The sequence below is a fragment of the Natronorubrum daqingense genome (assembly GCF_001971705.1).
In the GTDB taxonomy this organism is placed as follows: Archaea; Halobacteriota; Halobacteria; order Halobacteriales; family Natrialbaceae; genus Natronorubrum; species Natronorubrum daqingense.
This window is the reverse complement of sequence record NZ_CP019327.1, coordinates 3,182,377-3,207,807: the sequence shown is the minus strand read 5'-3', so window position 1 is coordinate 3,207,807 and position 25,431 is coordinate 3,182,377. Positions and strand designations below refer to the sequence as shown.

The window sequence follows — 25,431 nt, the reverse complement described above, 5'->3', positions numbered from 1 at the left end:
CAGCGTGGTCATTCGAAGTCTTCGAAGGTGCCCGCACTCGAGTGCGTCGCGAAGCCGAACGAGTCGGCCTTAGAGCTCCTCGATGCTGCCGTCGGCGTCTCGCTCGCGGAAGACCTGACCTTCGAAGAGCGTGACGACGACGTCGTCGTCCTGCCAGGCACTCGGTGCGAGTTTGGCTTTGCGACACGTTCGATCGAGGTACTCGCGTGCGCTCCAGCCGTTTTCGACCGGCACGGTCGGGTAGAGCCACCCGCCCTCCCCGCCGTCGATGGCGACGCCGTGGGTGCCGAGTTCGAGGTCTGCGAGCGGGTCATCGGTCAGGACGACGTTTCGAACGGCACAGACCGAAACGGTGAGATTCGGTAGTTCGGAGGGGGTTACTTCGGAGCCACAGGAATCCTCGCTCGCGGCTTCGATCGCCGCGTCGACGATGACGTGGCCGAGTTGTTCGCCCGAACGATACCCACCAGCACAGCCGCGCAGGCTCCCCCGCCCGCGTGTGGACTCGAGGCGAACGAACGCACCAGTTCGTTCGTAAAACGCCTCGCGCATGCTGCCCGGTTGTTCTCGTTGCCCGTGTTGTACGAAAGATTCGACAGACTCGCGTGCGAGTTCGACTGCACGCGCCCCGTCTTCGTAGGAGAGGTCGACGCCCTGTCGCTGGGACATACAGATATACATGGGAATTGTGCTCCTAAAGCGCTTCCATTCGACGCCGGTGAACTGCGGGCGAATCGACCGAGGGACTTATTCGGCCGACGGTCCTACAAACGGTGGGAGAGAGAGCCTGGCTGCCGCGGCGACTGGGTCGGCAACGATCCAGTTGTCCAACGTGATGTGACTCCTCGAGTCGCATACCGCACACACCGTTGCCCGGCTCGTAGAGCCGCGTAACGCGCGCGAGGAAAGTCCCCCCACCTGTTCGGGCAGGTGACCGGATGCAAATCCGGAGCGGGAGACCGCTGGCTCTGGAACAGAAACGACACGTCTCGACCCGACCGATGATGCGTGCGAACCCGACCGAGAGGAAGGGGAGTTGACCCGCAGAGGAAGGGCGATTCGCGCGTCTTTGACGCGAGCGTCGCCGACAGGTGCGCGGCCATAGCCGCGAACCGCGTGTGGTCGCTTCGTTACACGGTTCGAACCCGTGGATCGCGTTCGACGCGATCGACCACACTCAGACGGTCGAGGATCGATGGAACGGCGAACCCTCACCGGTGCAAGTCCGTGCCGTGGTAGCCCGAACGCCCCGCGGCCTCGCCGCGGACGGCGCGGACGCTCAGCCGAATGCCGGGACGAACAGAAGGGGGCTTACTCCTCTCACCTACCTTTGACCCTCGAGTGACGACGCTTTGCGTCACTCGAGCGAGGCGGAGATCGTTACTATCGCCGCGGATGTCTGTCTTCGCTCACTCGAAGTCGTCGACGAGTTCGGGTACACAGCCGACGTCGGGTTTCGTGTAGTCACAGTGGTCGTCGACCGCGTCGGTGACGTCGACGTCGGTGTAGTTCTCCGGCGTCGAGCCGCTGTCTCCGGTGACCAGCCCACCCTCGCAGTCGGCACCGCCACAGCCCAGGCCGCTCGAGAGCGACTGGATATCGTAGCCGTAGCAGACGCTATCGTCGTTTTCGGAGTGGTAGTTAGACACCGCGTCGGCACTGGTGGCGATGCCGTAGGCGTACTCGCCGTCCGTACAGACCGAATCGTCGTCGACTGCAGCCCCGACCAGCGCGACGTCGTCGACGCTCGCCTCCTCGCCGAGCGCCGCCAGCGTCTCGAGGCAAACTCGGCCGCCCAGGGAGTGGCCGACCAGTCGAACCGTCCCGTCCTCGAGGTCGATCCGATCGGACTCGAGCCACGACGCCAATCGCCGGCCGGCCGTCTCGGACTCGCTTTCGGCACTCCAGTAGTTCAGCGTGTCCGCCTCCCAGGACGCCGCGACGACGGGGACGTCGTAGTCGTTCTCCGCGAACGCCTCCTCGAGCGTGTACGCCTGATCGGTGCTGGTCTCGAGTCCGAGCCAGCCGTGGACGTAAATGACGAGGTCGTCCTCATCCTCGAGATTCGACGCCGTCGGATTCGAACTCGTCAGATCGATCTCGGGGTACTCCGCGGGAGCCTCGAGCCAGTCGTCACAGCCCGAAAAGACCCCCGCCGAAGCGGTCCCCGTCACACCGGCAACTCCGGCCCCGGCGACGGCCGTCACTGCCGTCGTTCGGAGGACTCGCCGTCGACTCACGCCACTCGAGTTGGCGTCGGTTTCGTGTGAATTTCTCCCCGCAGTGGTCTGCTTCCCGTCAGTGTCTCTCATAGGTTGGACAGGAGTGTCGAGCCTACCTCAGTGTCGCAGACAGGTCCGCTCCCTGCAGGCACATTCCGGTTGCTTGTGGAGGTGGGAACTCGAGAAAGCACCTGCTACTCACTCGAGATGGGACACAGCGAAGTATTCAATTGAAAGCGTCCTGACGGAGTCTCACGCGAACGAAGTGAGCGTGAGGCACGTCAGGACCGAACGCAGAGCGAGTGCTGAACAACGTGAAGCACTCGCGATAAGTGAGCGTGAGGCACGTCAGGACCGAACGCAGAGCGAGTGCTGAACAACGTGAAGCACTCGCGATAAGTGAGCGTGAGGCACGTCAGGACCGAACGCAGAGCGAGTGCTGAACAACGTGAAGCACTCGCGATAAGTGAGCGTCCTGACGGAGATTTGAACTTCGGTCCTTGGCTCCGCAAGCCAAGAGCCTCGTTATGGATACAACCACACTAAATGGCCGTATCAAAGGCATTTGACTATTTACCAGGTTGTTTTCGTCCGTGACAGTTCATAAATCGGGCAGTGGTACATAAATCCCATTGTATTGGAGTGGGACCAACGTACCATATTAGCTGCTACCAACTGGAAGCGGTATAGTAAGTCAGAATGTACCGTTATTCTTATCTGAGATTTCAGAGGCCAAATATTCTTTCGCTTCTGCCACCCATTCTTCACCGAACTTTCTCTGATACATCGGTGATGCGACCCTTATACTTCCGTTTTGTAGAATGAATTCCCCACTCCGTTCTTCATCCGTGACTTCAAAGATTGAGACATCTTCGTCAGGTATACTAATGATATTCGAGTTTTCAACAACACTGTGGTTCAATTCTCCTACTACTTCCGGCTTATCTGCTCCTTCCGTACTGTCTAATTCATCCTCTCGGCTATCACTGAGTATCTCGTCATGGTTTCCTACGATTTCATCATGATTAGCTTTCTTATCTATGAGATCTTCACACATAGTTGCTATTGTAAAGAACAGGAAATACGATATTCCCAAACCAACGATAATCGATGATAGAAATCCTAATATAACATTAATTGAGAATAAAACCAATGAAATAATAGAGCCGAGAAACCAAATTGCAACCGACCCAGATAGGAAGTTTTTGAAGTATGGATTTACGAAGTCACTTTCCATTATTGTATTTCATTTTCATGATTAGTTTTGAGAATTATAAGTGTTATCGCCATGTGGGTATTATCTGGGATAACCCACTCTAATTGACATAATTCAATAGATGTCTATTTATAGAAGGATAGTAATTGAATCATTGTTAATGAAAATGGAATATGGATAAGTGATAGAACCTGAACCGAATTGGGTTGAGATTTCCACTATTTCAACAGTGTTTCTAACACTTGCCGGAGAGAACTTGTCTGATAAGGGTTCCCAAAGCGTGTGAGCCATAGCTAATCTGTCCCTTCATACAAGTCGTACTGCTTCCGCTCTTCCAACCATCGATCAAGAGCCTTTGCTGTTCTGTCCTGTAGTCCAACAGTCCAATGGCCCTCATTTTCTGAACTCTCTTCTTTGGGAATTCGTAGCCCTGCGTTATCAATATCAATCCACGTTGTCTTTGCTCGCTTGACTTCCACCGGGCGAAGTCCAGCATCAAGACTGCAGGACGGGCGTAGCCCGTTACGTCCTGACGGAGTCTCACGCGAACGGAGTGAGCGTGAGGCACGTCAGGACCGAACGCAGAGCGAGTGCTGAACAACGTGAAGCACTCGCGATAAGTGAGCGTCCTGACGGAGATTTGAACTCCGGTCCCTGGCTCCGCAAGCCAAGAGGATAGTCCACTACCCTACCAGGACTCATCTCTTCGTAACCGCGTGCACATTAAAGCCCTTTCGAAAGGGACCGGTCGCCGGCTGGCACTCTCGTGCACAGACGCCGCGCAAACGGGGTTTCTCGAGGGGGTTCGTAAACCCCCTGGGGAGCACTCGAAACTGCCAGTATCGGAGGTTCACTCTGGGCTGACTCGCGGAGAAACGAAGCGTGCACTCTGCCTCGAACGGGCACCACATATATCGTACCCCGCCACAGTCACAGAATTTAATTAATTATACCATTAGATTTAGTATCCTGGGGTACTCGGAGGAAGTGGAATGGGACCAAATGACAAACACGGTAATGGACTGTCCCGTCGAACGGTGCTCGGCGGCATCGGCGGGACCGGAATCGCCTCGCTGGCGGGGCTACCGGCAGTTACGGCAGGTGCTGGCGACGGGCCGACGACCCTCGAGACGAGCACCCACACCCGGGATACGTTTCGGTCGATCGTCGACGCAATCGTGCCCGAAACGCCGAGTCTCGCCGACGAACTCGGGTCCGAACACGAACCAGGGGGACTCGACGTCGATCTCGGGGAGTTCCTCATCTGGAACTACAACAATTCGGAGGAGTTGCGGGCTGAGGGACTCTCGTGGCTCGTCGCGTCGGCATTGAGTATCGACGTCGGGGAGAGCGACCTCGAGGAAATTCTCGAGGACGTTCGTGACGATCACTCGACGATCGAGGGATATCGAGTCCGACGGGCCGGGTTGACGGACGTCGACACGGTATTCGGTTCGCTCCGCGGCCTCGAGATCGGCGTCGACCGACCGGGCGACGAAGGGAGGGTCGACGTGGAGTACGCGATTACGACGACCGAGGAGACCGTCGACGGCGAGTCGGTGACCTACCCCTACGCACCAGTATTTGCAGCAATTTTCGACCTCGTCGCACTCGAGTTCGTGGCCCGCGGCGAGCCCGAAGACGACGTCGAAGCGCGCTCGGCGTTCGACGGTGGCGGTGCGCTCGTCCGGCTCTCCCCACGAGATCGACTGCGCTGTCTCGAGTGGCTGTTCGGCGGCGAGCCGGTCGAGATCCTCGAGGACGAACTGTCCGAACTCATCGCCGCGCCCGAAACGATGCCGGACGTGGTCATGACGCTGCAAATTCTCGCGGTGATGGGCTACTACAGCGAGTGGGCCGGCTACGGCGAGACGAAGACGGATCCGCCGACGGAACGCGACCTCGAGACACCGATCGACGAGGTCCAGAGCCGTCAGCAGACGGACTACCCCGGGCTCGAGCCGGGATACGCGGCGTACCGGGGCGTCGAAGTAAGCGAATTCCAGGAGAACGACTACTAACAGACACGACACTCATGACAGAACATCCAGACGTGATCGTGATCGGCGCAGGCGGCGACGGACCGGCCCTCGCGTGGCGACTCGGCGACCTCGGTATCGACACGCTCGTGCTCGAGGCGGGGCCGTGGCACGGCAACGAACAGTGGGAGGACCCACACGAAACAGCGGGCGGGACCGAGAGCAGCGATCCGAACGACCTGAGCGGCGAGTTGTTAGACGAGCAGTTCGATTTGCGCGAAAACGCGACGAACGACTCCAACGGCGGGCGGTTCCGATTCGGTCCCGCGGATCGCGACCGGCCGGAGTGGGATCGCTCGACAGCGGACCCGATGTACATCTCCCAGATCGCGGGCGTCGGCGGGACGACGCTGCACTACTTCGGTAATCACCCGCGAGCGTATCCCTACGCCTTCGAGGAGCAAGATCACTGGCCGATCGACTACGAGGAGTTGGTGCCGTACTACCAGCAAAACGAGGACATCTGCGACGTGCATCCGGCACCGACCACGGCCAAAGAGGAGGTCTTCTACGAGGGGGCAGCAAACGCCGGCATCGAGTTGATCGACCAGTTGAACGTCGTCGACGCGGGTTACCGACCACAACCGAACGCGGTCACGCCGCCGGACGAAACCATACAGGACGACGGCTACGACGGCCCGTTCACCTATCCAGACGTCGAGGGTGACACCCTCGCGGGCGACCACTACCAGGGTGCGCCGACGCCACTCGAGGCCCCCGTCTCGGAAAAGTCTCGAAAATCGAGCAACGTGAGTTACGTCCCGCGGGCGCTCGAGACCGGCAACGTAACGATTCGGCCCAACACGTTCGTCACGAACGTCACGACCGATTCAGCGGGGTGGGCTGGCGACCCCGAGGCGACCGGCGTCGAGTACCGGGATACGTGGACGGGCGAAACCGGCGAGATCGAAGCCGACGTGGTCGTGATGGCAGCAGGCTGTATCGAGACGCCGCGTCTGTGGCTCAACTCCGACCTGCCGGATAACGGGACGGTTGGGACGGGACTGACGACTCACTGGTTCGACTTCGTCACCGGCGTTTTCGACGAGGAGACGATCGAGGAGGTCACCGGCCAGCAAACGATCGATCCCTTCGTCGGCCACAACGCAGCCGCGCGCTACGACGAACCGGGTGTCGGCTGTTTCGAGATGGTCGGCGGGACGCCGGGTATCGCGAGCTTCCAGAACTACGGGTTCAGTCAGGCGGGGTACGCGTTCGACATCGACGTGGATACAGACGCGCCGTGGGATAGCCGCGGCTGGGTCACCGGCGAAGACCTCAAAGCGCGGATGGCCGACTATCGGCGGTCGCTGTCGATCCTAATTATCACGGACGATTTGCCGCGCGAAGACAACGGCGTCAGCGTCGACGAGGATGCGGCCGACGAGCACGGCCCGGTCGCCGACGTGACGTGGGAGCCACATCCGGATGACGACGAGAAACGGGACCAACTCGCAGAAACCGCGGCGGACCTCCTGCAATCCGCCGGCGCGAGTCACGTTCACCGGGCAGACGCACCGCCGCTCTTGCTCCACTTACAGAGTTCGATGCGGATGGGCGAAGTCGTCGACGAGAACTGCGAGGCGTACGACGTCGACCGACTCTTCGTCGGCGATCACAGCGCCATGGCCAACGGCCTCGGTGGTCCGAATCCGACGAACACGGGACAGGCGCTGGCACTCCGAACGGCGGAGCGAATCGAATCGCTGTACTTCTGACGACTCCTTCTTTCGTTTGGAGTTGGTATGCGCTGAGGTTTATATACGATTACGCGACCAACGATAGTATGCAGTCTCGCTCGAGGTCACTCGAGAGACCGATCGCAGTTAGTTCACTCGAGCGGCCGATGTTTCGACAGACGGGTGCTGACAGCCACGTCAGCGCGCTCAGTAGTGGCGGCCCGATACGACGAATGAACAACGCTTATGCGCGGCCTACTCATGCACGAACATAGAATGAGCGACATCGAGGGCGTGTACGAAGACCTCGAGGCCGACGTCTCCCTCGAGGAGTTTCGCGAGGCCGTCGAGGCGAAAGTCGAGCAGATGGGGGGACTCGCGGACGAGGAGACGGCGGCGATGCTCGTCGCTCACGAAGTCGGCGAGAGCGAGGTCGGCGGCATCGCCGACATCGAACCCGGGATGGAGGAAGCGAAGTTCGTCGCCAAAGTCATCAGCATCGGCGAGGTTCGGACGTTCGAACGCGACGGCGAGGACGAGGACGGTCGCGTCGTCAACGTCGAAGTCGCGGACGAGACCGGCTCCGTGCGAGCCGCGTTCTGGGACGAGCACGCCGAGGCCGCCATCGGAGAACTCGAGGAAGGACAGGTACTTCGAATCAAGGGGCGACCGAAGGAAGGCTACAGCGGCGTCGAGGTCAGCGTCGACGATGTCGAACCCGATCCGGACACCGAAATCGGTGACGTACAAGTCGCCGATACCCACACCGTCGAGGCGCTCTCGCTTGGCCTCTCGAACGTCAATCTCGTCGGCATCGTCCTCGACACCGGCAGCGTTCGCACGTTCGACCGCGACGACGGCTCCGAGGGGAAGGTCTCGAATCTCGTCCTCGGCGATTCGACCGGGCGGGTGCGCGTGACGTTGTGGGACGAACAGGCCGAGACGGCGACGGAGATCGACCCCAGTACCACCGTCGAGGTCGTCGACGGCTACGTCAAGGATCGGGACGGGAACCTCGAACTCCACGTCGGCAACCGCGGCGCGGTCGAAGAAGTCGACGAAGAAGTGGAGTACGTTCCAGAGAGTACGCCAATCGAGGAGATCGAAATCGACCAGACGGTGGACATCGCCGGCGTCGTCCGCTCGGCCGACCCAAAACGAACCTTCGACCGTGACGACGGCTCCGAAGGACAGGTTCGAAACATTCGCGTGCAGGACGCGACCGGCGACATCCGCGTGGCGATGTGGGGCGAGAAGGCCGATATCGATATCGGTCCGGGCGACGAGGTCGCCCTCGGCGACGTGGAGATTCAGGACGGCTGGCAGGACGATCTCGAGGCCTCCGCTGGTTGGCAGTCGACGATCACGGTGCTCGAGTCCGATTCGGAGACGACGTCCGCAGAGAGCGAAGACGACGGTCGAGACGAGAACGCAGGGCTGTCGTCGTTCGCCGGTGACGACGACACCGAGGGGGCCAATGTGACCGATGCGGGTTCAGATACCGATGGCTCGAGTGACGATTCCGCTGGGAGCGACGAACCGGACGCGGGTGAGGAAATCGAGTTCACCGGCGTCGTCGTCCAGGCTGGAAGTCCGGTCGTCCTCGACGACGGCGAGACGACGATGAGCGTCGAGACCGACACCGACGTGGGCCTCGGCGAGGAGATAACCGCCAGAGGCGTCGTCCGAGACGGAACGCTCGACGCAAACGACGTGTTCTGATGTCCCGAGGAACCTCCTCGAGCACTGAGGAAAAGCGTTAAGGGCGTTTGCTTCGCCTATCATGATATGAACGTCGAACTCCCGTTCGCCCCGGTTGATACCATCATCCGGCGGAATGCGGGCGAACTTCGGGTGAGTGCCGACGCGTCGAGGGAACTTGCAACGCGGATCCAAGAGCACGGCAGCGAACTCGCGATCGACGCTGCCGAGCACGCGACCCGTGACGGGCGCAAGACGCTGATGGCGGAGGATTTCGGCGTCGAGCGGGTCATCGACAAGACCGACCTCGAGTTGCCAGTCGCTCCCGTCGACCGAATCGCCAGAATCGACATCGACGATCGGTATCGCGTTTCGATGGACGCCCGCGTCGCCCTCGCGGATATTCTCGAAGACTACGCGGACAACGTGGCACGAGCAGCCACGATCCTCGCTCACCACGCCGACCGACGAACGATCACTGAAGACGACATCGAGACGTACTTCTCGCTGTTCGAGTGAGATGCAATTCGGCTACAGCGAGACTTGTCTCGCACACGACCCCGGTTCGCGCCACCCGGAGACGCCGGACCGGCTACGAGCGATTCGAGAAGGACTGAAGAAAAAACACGGCGTCGAGTACGTCGAAGCAAAGCCCTGTGATATCGACCGCATGGCTGCCGTCCACGACCGGGACTATCTCGAGTCCGTCGAGGAGTTCTGTGCTGACGGCGGTGGCAACTGGGACCCGGATACGACTGCCGTCGAAGAAACGTGGGAAGCAGTCTGTCACAGTTCCGGCCTCGCCTGTTGGGCGGTCGAAGCCGCACTCGAGGGAGCAACCGGCCGTGAGACGCCGTTTTCGATCGGCCGACCGCCGGGTCATCACGCCGTGTTCGACGACGCGATGGGCTTTTGCTTCGTCAACAACGTCGCGGTCGCCGCCCAGCACGCGCTCGATTCGGACGAGTACGACGTGGAGCGAGTCGCGATCGTCGATTGGGACGTCCACCACGGCAACGGCACGCAGGACATCTTCTACGACCGAGAGGACGTCTTCTTCGTCTCGGTTCACGAACAGGGGCTGTATCCGGGAACGGGCGACATCGACGAGACCGGCGAGGGCGATGGCACGGGAACGACGATGAACGTCCCGATGCCTGCGGGAACGGGCGACCGAGAGTATCTCGCGGCGATCGAGGGGCCGGTTCGTCACGCGTTGACGGCGTACGATCCCGACCTCCTCCTCGTCAGTGCAGGGTTCGACGCCCACCGCCACGACCCCATCTCTCGGGTTCGCCTCTCGACGGAAGCCTACGCGCTGCTGTCCGACCGCCTCCGGACGCTCGCCGACGACACCGACGCCGCGTTCGCGTTCATCCTCGAGGGCGGCTACGGACTGGACGTCCTCGCCGACAGCATCTCGATCGTTCACGAAACGTTCGACGGCCGCGAGCCGATCGAACCCGACTCGACGTGCGGCGAAAAGGCCCGATCGGTGCTCGAGGACGTAATCGACGTCCACGGACTGGAGTTAGAGCTCGAACTGGGCGAGTGAGTAGGCGGACGAATCGTGCGAGTGGGGTATAAAACGAGGTGGGAATAAACGAGTATCGCGAGCGGCGTGTAGCGACGGCGGGGTTAGGGCGACGGATCGAAGTACGCCGACAGTTCTCGACCGAATTCTTCACAGAGACGCGTGAGTTCCTCGCCGGCGAGCACCGTGTATTCGTCCTCGAGTGCCGTCTGAACGTGTGCGCCGAGGCCGACGTCGAAGAGGCGGTCGCTCTCGAGGAAGTCGCGGGCGGTCGTGAACTCTCGGGGTCGTTCGGTGACGTAGCGGTCGCCGTCGATGTAGGGACCGTAGGTGTCGGGTGCGTCGACGTACGCCTCGTAGAAACCGTCGGCGTGTGAGCGGACGTGGACTGGTGGACCGTCGTGGCGTTCGATCGCCGGCCGTTCGCTGACCGCGAGTTCGACGAGGATGACTGCGGTTTCGTCCGCGATTGCAGTTGCACGGAAGACGTCGAAGCCGCGATCGTCGAGGCCCGTCGTAACGCCGTCGAGTGACTTCTGAAGCTGGGGATAGAGCTGATCGTCGACGAGGTCGGGGGCATCGGTTTGGATGGCGACCGGAGTCGTGCCGCGACGCTCGAGATGTGTTTGGAGGTCGGATTCGGTCAGTGGCGCTGGCTCGTCGGGTTCGAACACGTCGGTTCGAGGCGCGTCGAGGAACGACCGCGCGTAGTGTTGGAAGCGAGCGACGTTCGTCGGCGAGCAGACGGCGGCGACGTTACGCTCGGGATCGGTCGGATCGATGACGACGAGCGGGTCGGTGAAGGTCGTCCGGCCGTGTCCTTCGGGGTCGAGTTCGACTTGGGGGTGCCACGCCGCCGCGGCCTCGAGTAACGGCCGAAAGCCGCCGTACTCGAGGACGAGCAGTTCGGTCAGGTAGCCACTGAACCCCCGCGTTCGGAGGTCGCTGCCGTAGGCACCGATCCCCTTCAGGAACTGCTTGGTAAGCCGAACGTCGTCGGCGAGTTCGTCGTCGAGTCGCGCCTGGAGGTACGTCGTGTGAAACGGCGTCCGGTCGACGGCCGATCGAATCTCGGTCGCCGACTCGAGGCGAAAGCAGGGGACGACGTCGACGTCGAACCCCTCGACGGTGCCCTTGACGTAGGGGTGCTCGGCGTACTCCTCGTGGCCGTCGGGCAGGGTCTCGTGGCCGACTTTGAGCCCGTAACGCTCGAGCGTCTCGCGCTCGAGGTCGGGCGGGAACCGAACGAAGATGTCGATGTCGCGGTCGCCGCTGACCCAGGTGTTTCGAGCGGTCGAGCCGACCTGCAGAACGTCGACCCCCTCACAGCAGTCGGTCGCCGCCGTTTCGGCTCGCTCGACGAGCCGGTCGGCGATCTCGCGGAGGCGAGCGCGTTCGTCCGCGTCGGGGTCGATTTGGTCGTGAACGTCGGCCGTGACCGACTCGACGGTGGGGTCACCGCTGGCTGGGTCTGGCCCCTCGTCGGCAGCGTCCTCCTCGCTCATTGGGAGGGTGTACTCGAGCGGTGCGTGAAAGGGTATCGAACACGGAGCCGGCAAAACGAAAGCCCTATCAAATACACCCTGTTATCTGAAGATGAGCCGAAGTAGCTCAGATGGTAGAGCACCTCGCTGTTAACGAGGTTGTCCCAGGTTCGAGTCCTGGCTTTGGCGTCCGACAAATTTCGGAGAAATTTTCGGGCTAACCAGAACGCGTAGCGTTCTGGTCGCGCTTTTACGAAACGAAGGACTCACGAGGAGCGATAGCTCCGAGTGAATTCGGGTTTCGTAAACGCGAAACGAGCCAGACTCGAGCACGCGAGTCGCACGCGGCCGAACGAAGTGAGGCCGACCGTCTCGCACCTGTTCGAGTCCTGGCTTTGGCGTCCGACAAATTTCGGAGAAATTCTCGGGCTGACCGGATCACGGAGTGTCCGGTCGCGCTTTTACGAAACGAAGGACTCACGAGGAGTGATAGCTCCGAGTGAATTCGGGTTTCGTAAACGCGAAACGAGCCAGACTCGAACACGCGAGTCGCACGCGGCCGAACGAAGTGAAGCCGACCGTCTCGCACCTGTTCGAGTCCTGGCTTCGGCGTCCGATACATTTCGGAGCGGTTTTCGGGCAACCCAGATCACAGCGTGTTCTGGTCGCGTTTTTCGGAACCCACTGACTCTCGAGGAACGATAGCCCGAGGAGACCCCGACAAGAAGCAGGGTACAGGAGCGATCGAACAGTCAGTTCAGCCCCACGTTCTGCTCACATGGAAACAAGGGATTCCTCGTCCTCCCCAGCCGATTCGTTCGGTCACGACGTTCCCTCACTCATCCCTCGCGTGAAATCGCTCGACGGTTCGGCGACGGTGCGCCTCACCGTCTCACAGCACGCGCCACCGCAGGAACTCCGTTCTCCGCCGCTGTGTTCCACCCTTCAGTCGTTTTGTAACTGTCCGATCGAGTCCAGCGGAACGAGCGAATAGTCGACGGTCTCGACGTCCCCGATTGCCCGGAGTTTACCGACGAACGCAGCGATCACCTCGAGGTCGGACTCGAGAACGAACAGATCGACGCAGTAGTCCGCGACGTGGCTGTGGTCGTTCGAGGCGATGTGAGCGTCGTACTCGTGGCGCAACTCGGTTACCTGCCGCTCGACAGGGTGGGTGTCGAAGTCGTAGAAGACCGTGACGACACCGGCGAGCGGTTCAGCAGCAAGGGTGTCATTGTCGAACTCGGTCAGAAAGGCACGTGCACTCTCACGGATGACCTCGCTGCGGCCGGTGTACTCGTGGTTCGCCGCGTGGGTATCCAGTCGCTCGATCAGACCGGTCGGCATCGAGACGCTAACGACAGACATCGGTTATATGAAGATCTCACCATAGAATAATAGCAATTGTTATTCAGTACGCAGCCGTTGCGTAACAACTAACATTAACAATACTCCACCCCTTATTCACAACTACGCTATGAGTTCCAACCGTATTCCCGTAACTGTCCTCAGTGGCCCACTCGGAGCCGGAAAGACGACCGTCCTCAATCACGTCCTGACCGCCGATCACGGCCTCGAGGTGGCCGTCGTCGTCAACGACATGGGCGACGTCAACGTCGACGCCGAACACGTGGCTCAGCAGACCGACCTGGGTGGCAACCAAGAGATCATCGAACTATCCAACGGCTGTATCTGCTGTCGCCTCCGTGGCGACATGTTGGACGAAGTCGGTCGGCTAGCTGAGCGCCGTGACTTCGATTACCTCCTGGTCGAATCGTCAGGGATCTCGGAGCCGATTCCGGTCGCCCAGACGTTCGCGATGGGATTCGAGGACGCGGACTACGATCCAACAGACACGTACGAACTCGATACGATGGTGACGGTGGTCAACGCCCACAGTATCTGGGAATCGTTCGATACCGGAAGTACGCTGACGAACCAGCAACTACAGGACGAAGCGGGCCGCGTACCGGAAGAAGTTCTGCTGGATCAGATCGAATTCTGTGACGTGCTCCTCTTGAACAAGTGTGATCTCGTTCCCGACGACGCACTCGAGGAGATCGAAGCCGTTCTCGAGCGCCTACAGCCTCGAGCCGATATCGTTCGAACCGAGTTTGGTGGCGTCGATCCCACTGCCATCCTCGGGAGCGCCCGGTTCGATTTCGAGCGAGCCAAGGCGGGTGCCGGCTGGAAACACGAACTCCAGCACGATCACCACCACGATCCACAGGAAGAACACGGCGTCACGTCGTTCGTCTATCAGCGTGACCGTCCGTTCCATCCCGAACGCATCGCAGCCCTACTTTCCGAGCTCCCAGACGAACTTATCCGTGCGAAAGGATTCTTCTGGAGCGCCGGCCGCGAGGATGTCGCGATGGGCATCGACAAAGCCGGAACGTCCGTCCGTGCCGGACCGGCGGGCCAGTGGCTCGCGACGCTTCCGAAAGCAAAGCGCGAGCAGTTCTTCGCCGCACGGCCGGGACTGGAAGACGACTGGGACGACGAGTGGGGCGATCGGATGACCCGACTCGTCTTCATCGGACGCGAGTTCGACGACGAGACCCTGATCGACCGACTCGACGACTGCGTGCTGACGGAGAGGGAGATGGACGACGACTGGAACGCCTACGCCGATCCCTTCGGACCGGAAGACCGACGTGAACTCGCGCTCGCGAATGAGTAAATGAGTGTTCCCGTCACCATCCTCTGTGGCGAACTCGGCGCGGGCAAGACGACGCTGCTCTCGAGGCTCCTCGAGGAGGCGGACCGAGAGATCGCAGTGTTAGTCAACGACGTCGGCGCGGTCAACGTCGACGCCGACCTCGTCGAAGCGCGAACCGACCTATCGACCGGGGAGGAGGTCCTCGCACTCGAGAACGGCTGTATTTGCTGTAGCCTCGGTGGCGAGCTGTCGCGGTCGGTGATCCAACTCTGGAAAGAACACGACTTCGAGTACCTGGTCGTCGAAGCGTCCGGCGTTGGCGAGCCCGAGCCGATCGCGCGGCAGTTCGTCCGCGGTCCTGCTGGGGGCCCCTACGACCTCGACGCGGTCGTCACCGTCGTCGACGCGCGACGGTTTCACGACCGATTCACAGCAGGCGAACACGACGTGGCGAATTCGTCCGAGGCGACGAGTCCAGCAGAGACACTACGACCGCAGGGTCCCGACGAAACCGGGAGTCAACCGCTCGAGAACCTCTTACTCGAGCAAGTCGAGTTCTGTGACCTCCTCGTCGTGAACAAGTGCGACCTCGTGAGCGACGAGGAACGCGAGCGCGTCGTTTCGCTGCTCGAGACGTTGCAGCCGCGAGCCGACGTCGTGACCAGCGAGTACGGCGCGCTCGAGCCTGAAACGATCCTCGACAGCGGTCGGTTCGATCTCGAGGCCGCGGCCAAGTCTGCGGGCTGGAAGCGCGTGATCGAGACCGACGCCGACGAGCACGGCACCGGTGAGACGAACGAACACGGCACTGCCGACCCCGGACATGGTCACAGTCATGGTGACGAACACGAACACGAGCACGTTCACCCACCCGAACGCTACGGGATCGAGGTAGACACGTACCATCGGCGACGACCGCTCCACCCGAAGCGATTCCTGGCCTTCCTCGCCGACGCGCCCGAGGGTTTGATCCGAGCCAAAGGACTGTGCTGGATCGCGGGCCGCGAGCGCCAGGCGATCACGATGAGCCTCGCCGGGACGGAGACGAGTCTCGAGGTCACTGGCCGCTGGATCGCCAGCCTCTCCGAGGAGCGCCAGGAGCAGTATCGGGAACAACAACCCGACCTCTCGTGGGACGAACGGTGGGGTGATCGGGAGACGCGACTCGCACTTATCGGACGTGACGTCAACATGGCGGCCGTGAAATCTCGCCTCGACGACTGCCTGCTCAGCGACGACGAACTCGACGTGGAGTGGTCGACGTTCGAGAACCCGACGCCGACAGGAATGGACGAAACGACGACGGTCTCGAGCGACGGCGAATAGCGGTGAGGGGTGACGTGAATCGCACTCGAGACGCTGCGCGAGAGGGTGGGATTAATCGCCCCGCAGCAACGATACCAACGTATGACGACAGATAGAGACGATCGACGAGGCACGGACGATCACGGCCACGACATCATCGATCCGCTGTACGTCGGCATCGTGACGGTCTCGAGTTCGCGCGCACAGGCCGACGAAGCGGAGCCCGACGATCCGGGCGGCGATACGATTCAGGAGTGTTTCGAGGCAGAAGGTCACGAAGTCCAGGAACGGCTGCTGGTCCGAGACGACTACTCGTCGATCCGGACGGCGGTTCGCGGGTTGGTCGCGCGTCGCGACATCGACGTCGTCGTGACGACCGGCGGGACGGGAGTCACTGCCGACGACGTCTCCCCTGAAGCGACGTCGTCGCTGTTCGAACGCGAACTGCCGGGCTTTGGCGAACTGTTTCGGTCGCTCTCGTGGGACGAGATCGGAACGCGAGCGATGGCGTCTCGCGCGACGGCGGGCATCGCCGTCGACACGCCGGTGTTTTGCCTGCCCGGGAGTACGGGCGCCTGTCAGACCGCCTGTGAGAAACTGATCGTTCCAGAAACGCCGCACCTGGCCGGGTTGGCGACGCGTCACCGAACCGAGGCGACCGACCAGTCGCTCTCGGCGTACCAGGACGAGAACTGACTCCAACCACGATCTTCGCCGTCTGTTCCGGTTTTCTCTCCGTAGCGACTGTAATCAGCCTGCAGCACCCAACAACTAAAGTAGGATTTCACTTAGACAAATATATTTGCTATGCGTGTGAACGACCTGTATGACCGCATTCGGGACGGGGCAGCGCTCGAGTCGTATTCGGACGACCGCTCGGATCACCGAACGGTTACTGATTGGTTTAATAGTTCTAAGATATACTTTAGTAATTTATATTAACAGAGGGAGTTCTTCTAGCAAGAGATGACCGGGAGATACTCACGACGACACGTCCTCGCGGGGGTCGGCGTTGGCCTTAGTACGCTCGCAGGCTGTCTGAGCGATTCGATGGACGACGAGTCGATTACGGTCGCTCGTCCTCGCTCCTCACAGGACGGCGAGTGGAGCGTCTACGGGGGCGTGATTCCCTACTATACGCGCGTTTTCGAGCCGCTCGTCGGCACGAGCGACGAAATGGAGCCCGAGCCGTTGCTCGCGACAGAGTGGGAACAGACCGACGAGACGACCTGGCGCTTCGACATTCGCGAGGGAGTCACGTTCCACAACGGCGCGGAGCTTTCGGCCGAGGACGTGGTCGCTTCGTTCGAGGAGACCATCGACTACCACGACGCGACCGGCTGGATCAACGTCGAACCCGACGGCGTCAGCGCCGTCGACGAGTACACCGTCGAGTTCGAGACGGTCGAACCGTTCCCGACGCTCCCCGGCACGATTTCGCACAACTACTTCGGGGTCGTTCACTCGGAGACCGACGCGGACGGCGACACTGCAGTCGGGACCGGTCCGTTTCGACTCGAGGAGCGCGCCGGCGACGACGTCACGCTCGTCCCCTACGAGGATCACTGGGACGTTGTCCCGGCCGGTGACGAACTTCACCTCGAGGTCGTCGACGACCCGACGACGCGCGTACAGGCACTCGAGGGGACGGATGCCAACGTCGCACTCGAGCCACCACGGAGCGCCGTCTCGGGGCTCGAGGACGCCGAAGAGACGGCCACCGAACGCCAGCTTACGCCGCGGACGTGTTTCGGCGCGGTCAACATCTACGAGGAGCCCACCGACGACGAGTCCCTCAGGCGGGCGTTAGCGTACGCGATCGATCAAGACGAACTCGTCGAAAGCGTCCTCGAAGGAGTCGGCGAGCCAGCTCGTGGACCGATCTCGCCCGAGATTCCGTTCGCGATCCACGACGACTTGCCGGCGTTCGGCCCCGACCTCGAGCACGCTCGCGACCTCGTCGAGGACTCGGAATACGACGGCGAAACGCTCTCGATTCTGATCGACGGCGCGGAGCCCGACGATCGGAACGTCGCCGAAATTCTGCAGGATCGCTTCGACGAGATCGGCGTCGACAGCGAGATCACCAGCGTCGAGTCGGCGGCGTTCATGGAGACGTTTACCGACGGTGAGGCCCACGTCTCGATCGTTACCCTGGGGTCGAACAGCGCCGCAGCGGACTACCTCGTTCGGGCGATGTTCCACTCGGAGGGAAGCGACAACCAGCAGCTCTACGAGGAGGAGGGGACCGGCGTCATGAACCTCGGTTCGGACGTCGACGCGCTCATCGAAGACGGGTATCAGACCGACGGACTCGAGGAAAAACGCGAGATCTACGGCGAGGTACAAGAACGGGTGGTCGAGGGAGGCGTCGTCCTCCCGCTGTACTACCTCGAGTACGTCGTCGGCTACGAGAGCGACCTCTCGCCCCCGACGCTGCACCCGGTTAGTGCGATGACCGACTTCACCGAACTCGAACACACCGACGAGTAATGACTCGAGCGTGCCGGACGCCGCGATCGCCAGCGAGGAGAACGCCGTGAGCTACCTGCTCCGTCGCTTCGCGAGTTCGACCGTCGTCCTGTTCGGCGTCACCGTCCTCACGTACGGCCTAATCCACCTGACGCCGGGAGACCCTGCGCGAACGGTACTCGCTGAGCAACAGGGCCGTCAGCCGGACGACGACGCGGTCAACGAATTTCGGGCGGAAGAGGGGCTCGACGACCCGATCCCGATCCAGTACGGCAACTGGCTCGGTGACGTCTTGGGCGGCGACCTCGGCCGCTCGTACTACGGCGACGGCGACGTCCTCGAGTTGCTGCTCGCACACCTCCCGAACACGATCGAACTTGCGGGTGCATCGGTCCTCATCGCGGTCGCGATCGCGCTCCCCGCCGGCGTGATCAGCGCCGTTTACCGCGGCACGTGGGTCGATTACGCCAGCCAGGTCGTCTCTCTGCTCGGCCTCTCAATGCCGAACTTCTGGCTCGGCTACCTGCTCATCATCGGCGGCGCGCTCAGGTTGGGCGTCTTCCCCGTCTACGGTGCCGGAACGCCCGCACACCTCGTGCTTCCGGCGATCACCCTCGGAACCGGCATGGCCGCCGTCCTCACCCGGCTCGTCCGCTCGTCGCTGCTCGAGACGCTCGAAGAGCCCTACGTCGACGCGGCTCGCTCTCGCGGACTCGCGGAACGCGGCGTCGTCGTCGCTCACGCGCTCCGAACGGCGCTGTTACCGGTGGTAACGATCATCGGCCTCCAACTGGGGGCCGTCCTCGGCGGAGCGGTCGTCGTCGAAGTCGTCTTCCAACGGCCGGGAGTCGGCACGTTGCTGGTCGACGCCGTCTTCGCGCGGGACTTCCCCGTTATTCAGGGCGTCACCCTGCTCGTCGGCGTGACGTTCGTCGTCGTCAACCTGCTCACCGACCTGGCCTACCGTCGGCTCGACCCGCGCGTCTCGCTCGGAGGTGGGCGGGCATGAGCGTCCTCGAGCGTCGAGACTCGAGCGTCTCGGCGTGGCTCGAGCACCCGACTGTGCGGGGCCTTCGGCGAAATCCGTCGGCCGCCGCGGGCGCACTCGTCGTCGCCGCACTCACCCTCCTCGCGATCGTCGGCCCGTTTCTCACGCCGTACGACCCGAACGGCCAGCACCTCGAGGCGCGGCTGCAGGGTCCGTCGCTCGCCCATCCCCTCGGAACCGATCAGCTCGGACGCGACGTCGCGACCAGAATCGTCTACGGCACCCGAATCACGCTCGGCATCGCCGTCCTCGTCACCGTCGTCCGCCTCACGATCGGCGTCGTCGTCGGCCTCGTCGCGGGCTACTGCGGCGGCTGGATCGACGAGGCACTCATGCGCGTCGTCGACATCCTGCTCGCGTTCCCCGGCATCATCCTCGCGCTCGTCGTCGCCGGCATCCTCGGGCCGAGTCTCACTAACCTCGTCCTCGCGCTCGCCGTCGTCGGCTGGACCCGATACGCGCGGGTCGTCCGCTCGAGCGTCCTCGAGTTGCGCGAACGGCCGTTCGTCGCCGCCTCACGGCTGACCGGTGCGCCGCGACGACGCGTATTGCGCCGACACGTCCTCCCGAACGTCGCCGGCCCCGTGGTCGTCCTGGCGACGCTCGATCTCGGCGGTGTGATTCTCGGCGCTGCCGGACTCTCCTTTCTCGGACTCGGTGCACAGCCACCTGCACCCGAGTGGGGAACGATGCTCTCGACGGGTCGCCACCACCTCCAGGAGGCCTCGTGGTTAGTCAACGCACCCGGGATAGCGATCGTCCTCGCGGTTCTCGGAACGAACCTGCTCGGCGACGGCCTGCGAGACGCGCTCGATCCGAACGACCGAGCCGAGCAAAGCGGTCGAACGGAGGTGAGTCGTCGTGAGTGAGTCGCTGCTCGCGGTCTCTGACCTCCGCGTGCGCTTCGAAACGGGTGGGCGGACGGTCCACGCGGTCGACGGCCTCTCGCTGTCGGTCGACTCCGGCGAAGTCGTCGGCCTCGTCGGCGAGAGCGGCTGTGGGAAGTCCGCGGCCGTCCGCGCGATCGCCGGTCTCCACGGCGACGACGCACACGTCGAGGGGACCGTCTCCTTCGACGGCACAGACCTGCGCACACGCTCCGAGGAGCGCCAGCGTCGGATCCGCGCGACCCGGCTCTCGACGGTCTTTCAGGATCCCGCGGCGACGCTGACGCCGACGCGAACGGTGGGATTTCACCTCAAAGAGGCGTTGTGGCTCGCCGACCGTCCGGACGATCGCTCGCTCCGGTCCGCGCTCGGGATCACGCTCGATCCGCGCGATTTGGAGAGCGGTAGTGGAAGTCGTGAGCGTCGAGCGCGAGCGCTCGATCTCCTCGAGCGCGTCGGACTGGCAGACGGCGACTATCTCGAGCGCTATCCCCACGAACTGAGCGGCGGCGAGGCTCAACGAGTCTCGATCGCCGTTGCCCTCGCCTCCGAGCCGGAGCTGTTGCTCGCCGACGAACCGACGACGGCACTCGACGCGACGACTCGTAGCGACATCCTCGACCTGCTCGAGTCCCTCGTCGCCGAACGGGATCTGGCGCTGTTGCTCGTCAGCCACAATCTGGGGCTCGTCGGCGAGCGCTGTGACCGCGTCGCGGTAGCCTACGCCGGCGAGTTGATGGAATCCGGGCCCGCCGACGGAGTGCTCGAGGCGCCACGCCACCCCTACACGCGGGCCCTCCTCGACTGTCGACTCGAGGGGACGACGCCCGGCGAGCGACTACCGACGATCGACGGATCGGTGCCGGATCCGACCGTCGAGCGAGCGGGCTGTCCGTTCGCCTCGCGCTGTGCCCACGCGACGGCAACCTGCCGGCAGAGCGCGCCGCCGACGATCGACGACGAGCGCGGCCGGGTCCGCTGTGGTGAACTCGAGTCTGTCGGTGAGCGCGAAGCAGGTCCGGATACCAACGGAACGCACGCCCCACCGTCAGGTTCGACCGACGGAGCCCGCTCCGGTTCGGTGGAAGAAACCGAGACAGCGACGCGAGCGAGGACGAGCGTGAGCTTCGACGGCGGCGTATCGGCCGACGAGCCGGTCCTCGAGTTACGCGGCGTCTCGAAGCGCTATCCGATCGACGACTCGTGGCTCTCGCGGGTGCGCGGACGGGATCGATACGCGAGCGCCGTCGATGACCTCTCGCTCACCGTTCGTCGCGGCGAGACCCTCGGCATCGTCGGCGAGAGCGGGGCTGGAAAGTCGACCGTGATCGACCTCGCCACCGGCCTCGAGTCGCCCACGGCGGGGGAGGTCGTGTTCGACGGCGACACCGTCGGCCCGATTGCGAACCGCTCGCGCGACCAACTCGCGGCCGTCGGCCGGCTGTTTCAACACCCGCGATCGAGTCTCGACCCCCGACAGCGGGTCTATCGAGCGATTGCCGAGCCGCTACTCGAGGCCGGCTGGCATCGCGACCGACGACGCGAGCGCGTCTCGGAACTGCTCTCGCTGGTCGGACTGGACGACCGCCACGCCGATCGTCGCCCGCGCGAACTCTCCGGCGGGCAGTGCCAGCGAGTCGCGCTCGCACGGGCAATCGCCCTCGAACCGTCGCTAGTCGTCCTCGACGAGCCGACGGCCGCACTCGACGTCTCCGTTCGCGCACAGGTGTGTAACCTGTTTCTCGAGCTTCGAGACCGACTGGACTGTGCGTTCGTGCTCGTGAGCCACGACCTCGGCGTCGTTCGTCACCTCGCAGATCGTATCGCCGTCATGCGAGACGGGCAACTCCTCGAGTGTGGCCCCGCGTCGCGAGTCTGTGCCGAGCCGGAGTCCACCTACACCGACGAGTTGCTCGCGGCCGCGAGCGGACTCGGTAACGTATCGAGCGACGACTACACCACATTCCAACGCCACCGATGACCGCAGACGAGACACCTTCGACGACGCCAGTAGCATCGACCACGACCGAATCGGCAACGACGCCGACGCATCCGACCTACGACGTCGCCGTCGTCGGCGGCGGCCCCGCCGGCTGCTCCGCTGCGGTCTTTACCGCCCGCGCAGACCTCGAGACGGTCCTGTTCGAACACGGCCGCGCGTCCCTGCTGAAGTCGGCCCACCTCGAGAACTACCTCGGCTTTCCCGTCGGCATCCAGCCCACGCAGTTTCTCGAGTTGGCACGCGAGCACGTCCACGAAGTCGGCTGCACAGCCCACCGAAAGGGAGTCACGACGGTTCGACGATCAGAATCAGGTAACGGAGCCGGATTCGTCCTCGAGACAGAATCCCGAACCGTGCAAGCCGAACGCGTGATCGTCGCCTCCTGGGCACGGACGGGGTTCCTCGAGGACCTCGAGGTTACGCGCGAGCCCGAAGATCCGGGACCGGTAATGGTCGTCCCAACCGATGAAGATGGGCGAACCGACTGTGACGGGCTGTACGCGGCAGGCCGAATCACGAGCCAGCACCATCAGGCGATCGTCAACGCCGGCGACGGCGCTGCTGTCGCGCTGACGGTCATCCGGGACGTACACCCCGACTACTACAACGACTGGGTCGTCCCTGACGGCTACTACGAATCGCACGATATGGCGGTCCCCGAGGGCGTCGAGGAAATCTCCGTGGCCGAGCGACGACGACGAAAGGAACGAGCCGAGGACGAGATGGCCGCGTTCTTTGGCAGTGAGAGGGCACTCGAGCGAGACGGAGAGTAAGGGTTAACTAGGTTCCGCGGTTTCGTCTCGTGTACGGGCCCTTAGCTCAGTCTGGTTAGAGCGCTCGGCTCATAACGCGATCGAACCTGGTTCGGTTGTGTGGGATACCGAGTGGTCGATGGTTCGAATCCGTCAGGGCCCATGGCTCAGGAGATTGGCGTAAGAGGAACTCAAGGGGACAAAAACGGTGCTTATTCGATTATAGAACACTTCGATCTGACGGGACCATCCAAAATGTGCGGGGTTCTGAGCTAGCCGAATTCGGGACGGTGACGCGTGTATGATTTACTGACTTCGATCCAGAGAAACTGGATCCACTTTCAAGAATCAATGAGGCTTCTGAGTTGCTTGTTTGTGTAGAGACTACACCTTGCTTTGAAGTCGCTCGCGGCGTTCCGCGAACTCTTCATCCGAAATGTCGCCTCGGACATAGGCAGCCCGCAGTTCCTCAATCGCAGTATCTTGCTGTTGCGTGCTGGGCTGGCGGATCACACTGTACAGAAGATACACTATACCAAGAAGGACAAGTAATGGTACCAGCAACATGAGCAGCCACATCCACGTGGCTCCCGTCCCGTCCCACATCCTGCCATTCCACATATGTCCCCCACCCCATAGGCCCATCATCGGCATCATGAGTGCCATCATTAGGATGGGGACGAGTACGATTGCAGCGACGACGATCACGATGGTTCGAACGAGAGAGTCTTCAGTTGCCATATCGACTAGTACAACCTCGGACGTGTTTATTCACCGCAAATCCCATGTCGTGGGAACATGTGGTTTGATTCAGGTGACAAGGAGGTCTATTGCCACTGAAATGATGCTTGAGGAACTGACACAAGTGAAACGAAAGAGATTGCAACTGAATGTTGAGCCAATATCAATAAGTTCGATAGACATGTCTATTAGCCAAGAAGGGTCTAAAGAATGACTTCATCCATCCTCTCGACCGTGGGGGACGCACTCTGGACGACTGGTTACTTCCTCTGGCAGTCGCTGTGGGCCCTTCTATTCGGGTTCATGCTATCCGGGGCGATACAGGCGTTTGTCTCCAAGGAAGGGATGGTCAACTACATGGGCGATGGGAGTCCAAGATCGATTTTCTACGCATCGGCGTTCGGATTTGCTTCGACATCTTGTTCGTTCGGGGATATCGCAGCGACAAAAACCCTCTTCAAGAAAGGTGCGCACATCATTCCTGCTGTCGCCTTTTTAATTGCCTCGACAAATTTTGTGATCGCACTCACGTTCCTCATTTGGGCGCTCCTCGGTTGGGAGTTCGCACTCGCACAAGCAGTCGGTGCGCCGATCATGATCGTAACTGCGGTGATACTCACGCATTTCCTGATTCCGTACGATAAGGCCGCCGAAGTGAGAGACCGCCTCGTGAGAGAGGAGCAACCCGTCGTCACTGATCCCGTTTGCAAGATGCGAATGAACCGTGAGAATGCCCTCGCTGTTGAATTTAAAAACGAAGCCGTCCACTTCTGTTCGGATCAATGTAAATCGCTCTTCGAACAGAATCCAGACACGCACACGACGTCTTGGAGGGAGAAAATCTCGTCGCTGAACGGCTGGGTGGAAGCCGCGAATCAAACCCGGAGGGACGTTAAGATGCTCGGAAAGCCCCTCTTAGCAGGATTTTTCATCGCTGGGTTTGCTGCGACAGTAATTCCTGATTGGGCGTGGGCGGCCTTCTTTGGAGCAGGTGGTGAGGGTTTTACGGAAGTGCTCTACAGTAGTGCGGTCGGACCGCTGGTATCGCTCGTAGCGTTCGTCGGCTCAATGGGTAACATCCCGCTCGCAGCAGTACTGTGGGGGTCAGGATTCCTCTTCGCTGGTGTCATCGCATATATTTACGCAGATCTGATCGTCCCACAGCTCATCCACATCTACCGACAAATATTTGGGGCGAAAATCGGCAATCGACTGACCCTCATCCTATACATATCGATGGCGACGGCCGGATTCACGGTGTACTACCTGTTCGCAACGCTCGATCTGATACCAGAGGCAGCAGTTGCTGACCCCGGTGCCGGTATTACAGTGTTCGGTGTGGATCCGATTTTCATCATGAATGTACTTTTCATTCTCATCGGACTCGGATTCGTCGGTCTGGTCCTTCGAGGTCGCAAAGCAGCACCTGGTGATCAAGACGTCGAAGATCCAGTTACGGGGACAGAACTCACGGTAAAGAACGCCGATTACTGTACCGTATATGACGAGTCGATCTACTACTTCGAGAGCGACAACTCACGGGAACAATTTTTGCAATCTCCAGAGTCATATCTCTAACTATACCAGAACACCATCGATTTCAGCCCTAGAGCATCAACGTCTCCCGGAAACAATCGCCGATCCGGAATTAAGGTATGTTTTGGTGACGTCTACTGTCTGAAAAATA

Annotated in this window: 20 protein-coding genes, 3 tRNA genes and 1 other RNA gene; 17 read left to right on the top strand and 7 right to left on the bottom strand. The window is 61.6% G+C overall.

All coding sequences use genetic code 11. The annotated features are described in order from the left end of the window. Positions 1-69: 69 nt before the first annotated feature. Positions 70-669: a TIGR00296 family protein gene (locus tag BB347_RS15505; RefSeq protein WP_076580259.1), complete on the bottom strand. Its 600-nt coding sequence runs from the start codon at positions 667-669 to the stop codon at positions 70-72. 206 nt (positions 670-875) lie between these two features. Between BB347_RS15505 and rnpB the strand changes: the two genes are divergently transcribed. Continuing rightward, an RNA gene (gene rnpB, locus BB347_RS15500) (RNase P RNA component) lies at positions 876-1,326 on the top strand. 83 nt (positions 1,327-1,409) lie between these two features. On the opposite strand, the gene BB347_RS15495 is transcribed toward rnpB, so the two are convergent. The 3 genes from BB347_RS15495 to BB347_RS15480 all read right to left on the bottom strand — a co-directional run bounded on the left by BB347_RS15495 (position 1,410) and on the right by BB347_RS15480 (position 4,136). After that, complete coding sequence (locus tag BB347_RS15495; RefSeq protein WP_083687705.1) at positions 1,410-2,312, bottom strand: esterase/lipase family protein; 903 nt, start codon at positions 2,310-2,312, stop codon at positions 1,410-1,412. 604 nt (positions 2,313-2,916) lie between these two features. Further along, positions 2,917-3,459, bottom strand: coding sequence for a hypothetical protein (locus BB347_RS15490; RefSeq protein ID WP_139327030.1), 543 nt, complete (start codon positions 3,457-3,459; stop codon positions 2,917-2,919). A 604-nt stretch (positions 3,460-4,063) separates the two neighbouring features. Next, positions 4,064-4,136, bottom strand: a tRNA-Arg gene (locus BB347_RS15480). A gap of 294 nt (positions 4,137-4,430) precedes the next feature. Between BB347_RS15480 and BB347_RS15475 the strand changes: the two genes are divergently transcribed. From BB347_RS15475 to BB347_RS15455, 5 genes are all read left to right on the top strand, one after another. Continuing rightward, complete coding sequence (locus BB347_RS15475; RefSeq protein ID WP_139327031.1) at positions 4,431-5,459, top strand: hypothetical protein; 1,029 nt, start codon at positions 4,431-4,433, stop codon at positions 5,457-5,459. A gap of 14 nt (positions 5,460-5,473) precedes the next feature. After that, positions 5,474-7,195, top strand: coding sequence for a GMC oxidoreductase (locus BB347_RS15470; protein WP_076582551.1), 1,722 nt, complete (start codon positions 5,474-5,476; stop codon positions 7,193-7,195). Between the two features lie 237 nt (positions 7,196-7,432). Further along, complete coding sequence (locus BB347_RS15465; RefSeq protein WP_076582553.1) at positions 7,433-8,878, top strand: single-stranded DNA binding protein; 1,446 nt, start codon at positions 7,433-7,435, stop codon at positions 8,876-8,878. 66 nt (positions 8,879-8,944) lie between these two features. Further along, positions 8,945-9,376 carry a histone family protein gene (locus BB347_RS15460; protein WP_076582555.1) on the top strand — a complete coding sequence of 144 codons (432 nt, stop codon included), beginning with the start codon at positions 8,945-8,947 and terminating at the stop codon, positions 9,374-9,376. A 1-nt stretch (position 9,377) separates the two neighbouring features. Further along, positions 9,378-10,412: a histone deacetylase family protein gene (locus BB347_RS15455; protein ID WP_076582557.1), complete on the top strand. Its 1,035-nt coding sequence runs from the start codon at positions 9,378-9,380 to the stop codon at positions 10,410-10,412. 83 nt (positions 10,413-10,495) lie between these two features. Here the strand turns inward: BB347_RS15455 and cca are convergent, their stop codons facing one another. Next, positions 10,496-11,896 carry a CCA tRNA nucleotidyltransferase gene (gene cca / locus BB347_RS15450; protein ID WP_076582559.1) on the bottom strand — a complete coding sequence of 467 codons (1,401 nt, stop codon included), beginning with the start codon at positions 11,894-11,896 and terminating at the stop codon, positions 10,496-10,498. 95 nt (positions 11,897-11,991) lie between these two features. Between cca and BB347_RS15445 the strand changes: the two genes are divergently transcribed. Continuing rightward, positions 11,992-12,064, top strand: a tRNA-Asn gene (locus BB347_RS15445). 756 nt (positions 12,065-12,820) lie between these two features. Here the strand turns inward: BB347_RS15445 and BB347_RS15440 are convergent. Then, positions 12,821-13,243, bottom strand: a complete 423-nt coding sequence (locus BB347_RS15440; RefSeq protein ID WP_076582562.1) for a CopG family ribbon-helix-helix protein — start codon at positions 13,241-13,243, stop codon at positions 12,821-12,823. Positions 13,244-13,352: 109 nt separating this feature from the next. Here BB347_RS15440 and BB347_RS15435 point away from each other — a divergent pair, with 109 nt between their 5' ends. The 9 genes from BB347_RS15435 (at position 13,353) to BB347_RS15395 (ending at position 23,166) form a co-directional block, all read left to right on the top strand. Then, a complete protein-coding gene (locus BB347_RS15435) occupies positions 13,353-14,558 on the top strand; it encodes a CobW family GTP-binding protein (RefSeq protein ID WP_076582564.1) in 1,206 nt (401 codons plus the stop codon). After that, entirely contained in the window at positions 14,559-15,863 is a 1,305-nt protein-coding gene (locus BB347_RS15430) for a CobW family GTP-binding protein (RefSeq protein ID WP_076582565.1), read from the top strand. A gap of 81 nt (positions 15,864-15,944) precedes the next feature. Beyond that, positions 15,945-16,538, top strand: coding sequence for a MogA/MoaB family molybdenum cofactor biosynthesis protein (locus tag BB347_RS15425; protein WP_076582567.1), 594 nt, complete (start codon positions 15,945-15,947; stop codon positions 16,536-16,538). A gap of 270 nt (positions 16,539-16,808) precedes the next feature. Further along, positions 16,809-18,335 carry an ABC transporter substrate-binding protein gene (locus BB347_RS15420; RefSeq protein WP_083687769.1) on the top strand — a complete coding sequence of 509 codons (1,527 nt, stop codon included), beginning with the start codon at positions 16,809-16,811 and terminating at the stop codon, positions 18,333-18,335. Positions 18,336-18,345: 10 nt separating this feature from the next. Continuing rightward, entirely contained in the window at positions 18,346-19,323 is a 978-nt protein-coding gene (gene nikB, locus BB347_RS15415; RefSeq protein WP_394329263.1) for a nickel ABC transporter permease, read from the top strand. Next, positions 19,320-20,231, top strand: a complete 912-nt coding sequence (nikC, locus tag BB347_RS15410) for a nickel transporter permease (protein ID WP_076582570.1) — start codon at positions 19,320-19,322, stop codon at positions 20,229-20,231. Before nikB ends, nikC begins: the two co-directional genes overlap by 4 nt. Continuing rightward, positions 20,224-22,230 (top strand): dipeptide ABC transporter ATP-binding protein, encoded by a 2,007-nt coding sequence (locus tag BB347_RS15405; protein ID WP_076582572.1) that lies wholly within the window; start codon positions 20,224-20,226, stop codon positions 22,228-22,230. Before nikC ends, BB347_RS15405 begins: the two co-directional genes overlap by 8 nt. Further along, entirely contained in the window at positions 22,227-23,024 is a 798-nt protein-coding gene (locus BB347_RS15400) for an NAD(P)/FAD-dependent oxidoreductase (protein ID WP_076582573.1), read from the top strand. Before BB347_RS15405 ends, BB347_RS15400 begins: the two co-directional genes overlap by 4 nt. 35 nt (positions 23,025-23,059) lie before the next feature. After that, positions 23,060-23,166: transfer RNA gene (locus tag BB347_RS15395), tRNA-Ile, on the top strand. A gap of 221 nt (positions 23,167-23,387) precedes the next feature. On the opposite strand, the gene BB347_RS15390 is transcribed toward BB347_RS15395, so the two are convergent. Further along, complete coding sequence (locus BB347_RS15390) at positions 23,388-23,744, bottom strand: SHOCT domain-containing protein (RefSeq protein ID WP_076582575.1); 357 nt, start codon at positions 23,742-23,744, stop codon at positions 23,388-23,390. Between the two features lie 210 nt (positions 23,745-23,954). Here BB347_RS15390 and BB347_RS15385 point away from each other — a divergent pair, with 210 nt between their 5' ends. After that, complete coding sequence (locus BB347_RS15385) at positions 23,955-25,322, top strand: permease (protein WP_076582577.1); 1,368 nt, start codon at positions 23,955-23,957, stop codon at positions 25,320-25,322. The last annotated feature ends 109 nt before the right edge of the window (positions 25,323-25,431 follow it).

What these genes read in the sequence shown, in the direction of transcription:
- BB347_RS15495 (WP_083687705.1), bottom strand. Translation starts at nt 2,312, where the DNA reads ATGAGAGACACTGACGGGAAGCAGACCACTGCGGGGAGAAATTCACAC.
- BB347_RS15420 (WP_083687769.1), top strand. Translation starts at nt 16,809, where the DNA reads ATGACCGGGAGATACTCACGACGACACGTCCTCGCGGGGGTCGGCGTT.
- BB347_RS15505 (WP_076580259.1), bottom strand. Translation starts at nt 669, where the DNA reads ATGTCCCAGCGACAGGGCGTCGACCTCTCCTACGAAGACGGGGCGCGT.
- BB347_RS15430 (WP_076582565.1), top strand. Translation starts at nt 14,559, where the DNA reads ATGAGTGTTCCCGTCACCATCCTCTGTGGCGAACTCGGCGCGGGCAAG.
- BB347_RS15435 (WP_076582564.1), top strand. Translation starts at nt 13,353, where the DNA reads ATGAGTTCCAACCGTATTCCCGTAACTGTCCTCAGTGGCCCACTCGGA.
- BB347_RS15465 (WP_076582553.1), top strand. Translation starts at nt 7,433, where the DNA reads ATGAGCGACATCGAGGGCGTGTACGAAGACCTCGAGGCCGACGTCTCC.
- nikC (WP_076582570.1), top strand. Translation starts at nt 19,320, where the DNA reads ATGAGCGTCCTCGAGCGTCGAGACTCGAGCGTCTCGGCGTGGCTCGAG.
- BB347_RS15490 (WP_139327030.1), bottom strand. Translation starts at nt 3,459, where the DNA reads ATGGAAAGTGACTTCGTAAATCCATACTTCAAAAACTTCCTATCTGGG.
- BB347_RS15390 (WP_076582575.1), bottom strand. Translation starts at nt 23,744, where the DNA reads ATGGCAACTGAAGACTCTCTCGTTCGAACCATCGTGATCGTCGTCGCT.
- BB347_RS15460 (WP_076582555.1), top strand. Translation starts at nt 8,945, where the DNA reads ATGAACGTCGAACTCCCGTTCGCCCCGGTTGATACCATCATCCGGCGG.
- cca (WP_076582559.1), bottom strand. Translation starts at nt 11,896, where the DNA reads ATGAGCGAGGAGGACGCTGCCGACGAGGGGCCAGACCCAGCCAGCGGT.
- BB347_RS15470 (WP_076582551.1), top strand. Translation starts at nt 5,474, where the DNA reads ATGACAGAACATCCAGACGTGATCGTGATCGGCGCAGGCGGCGACGGA.
- BB347_RS15455 (WP_076582557.1), top strand. Translation starts at nt 9,378, where the DNA reads ATGCAATTCGGCTACAGCGAGACTTGTCTCGCACACGACCCCGGTTCG.
- BB347_RS15385 (WP_076582577.1), top strand. Translation starts at nt 23,955, where the DNA reads ATGACTTCATCCATCCTCTCGACCGTGGGGGACGCACTCTGGACGACT.
- BB347_RS15440 (WP_076582562.1), bottom strand. Translation starts at nt 13,243, where the DNA reads ATGTCTGTCGTTAGCGTCTCGATGCCGACCGGTCTGATCGAGCGACTG.
- BB347_RS15400 (WP_076582573.1), top strand. Translation starts at nt 22,227, where the DNA reads ATGACCGCAGACGAGACACCTTCGACGACGCCAGTAGCATCGACCACG.
- BB347_RS15425 (WP_076582567.1), top strand. Translation starts at nt 15,945, where the DNA reads ATGACGACAGATAGAGACGATCGACGAGGCACGGACGATCACGGCCAC.
- BB347_RS15475 (WP_139327031.1), top strand. Translation starts at nt 4,431, where the DNA reads ATGGGACCAAATGACAAACACGGTAATGGACTGTCCCGTCGAACGGTG.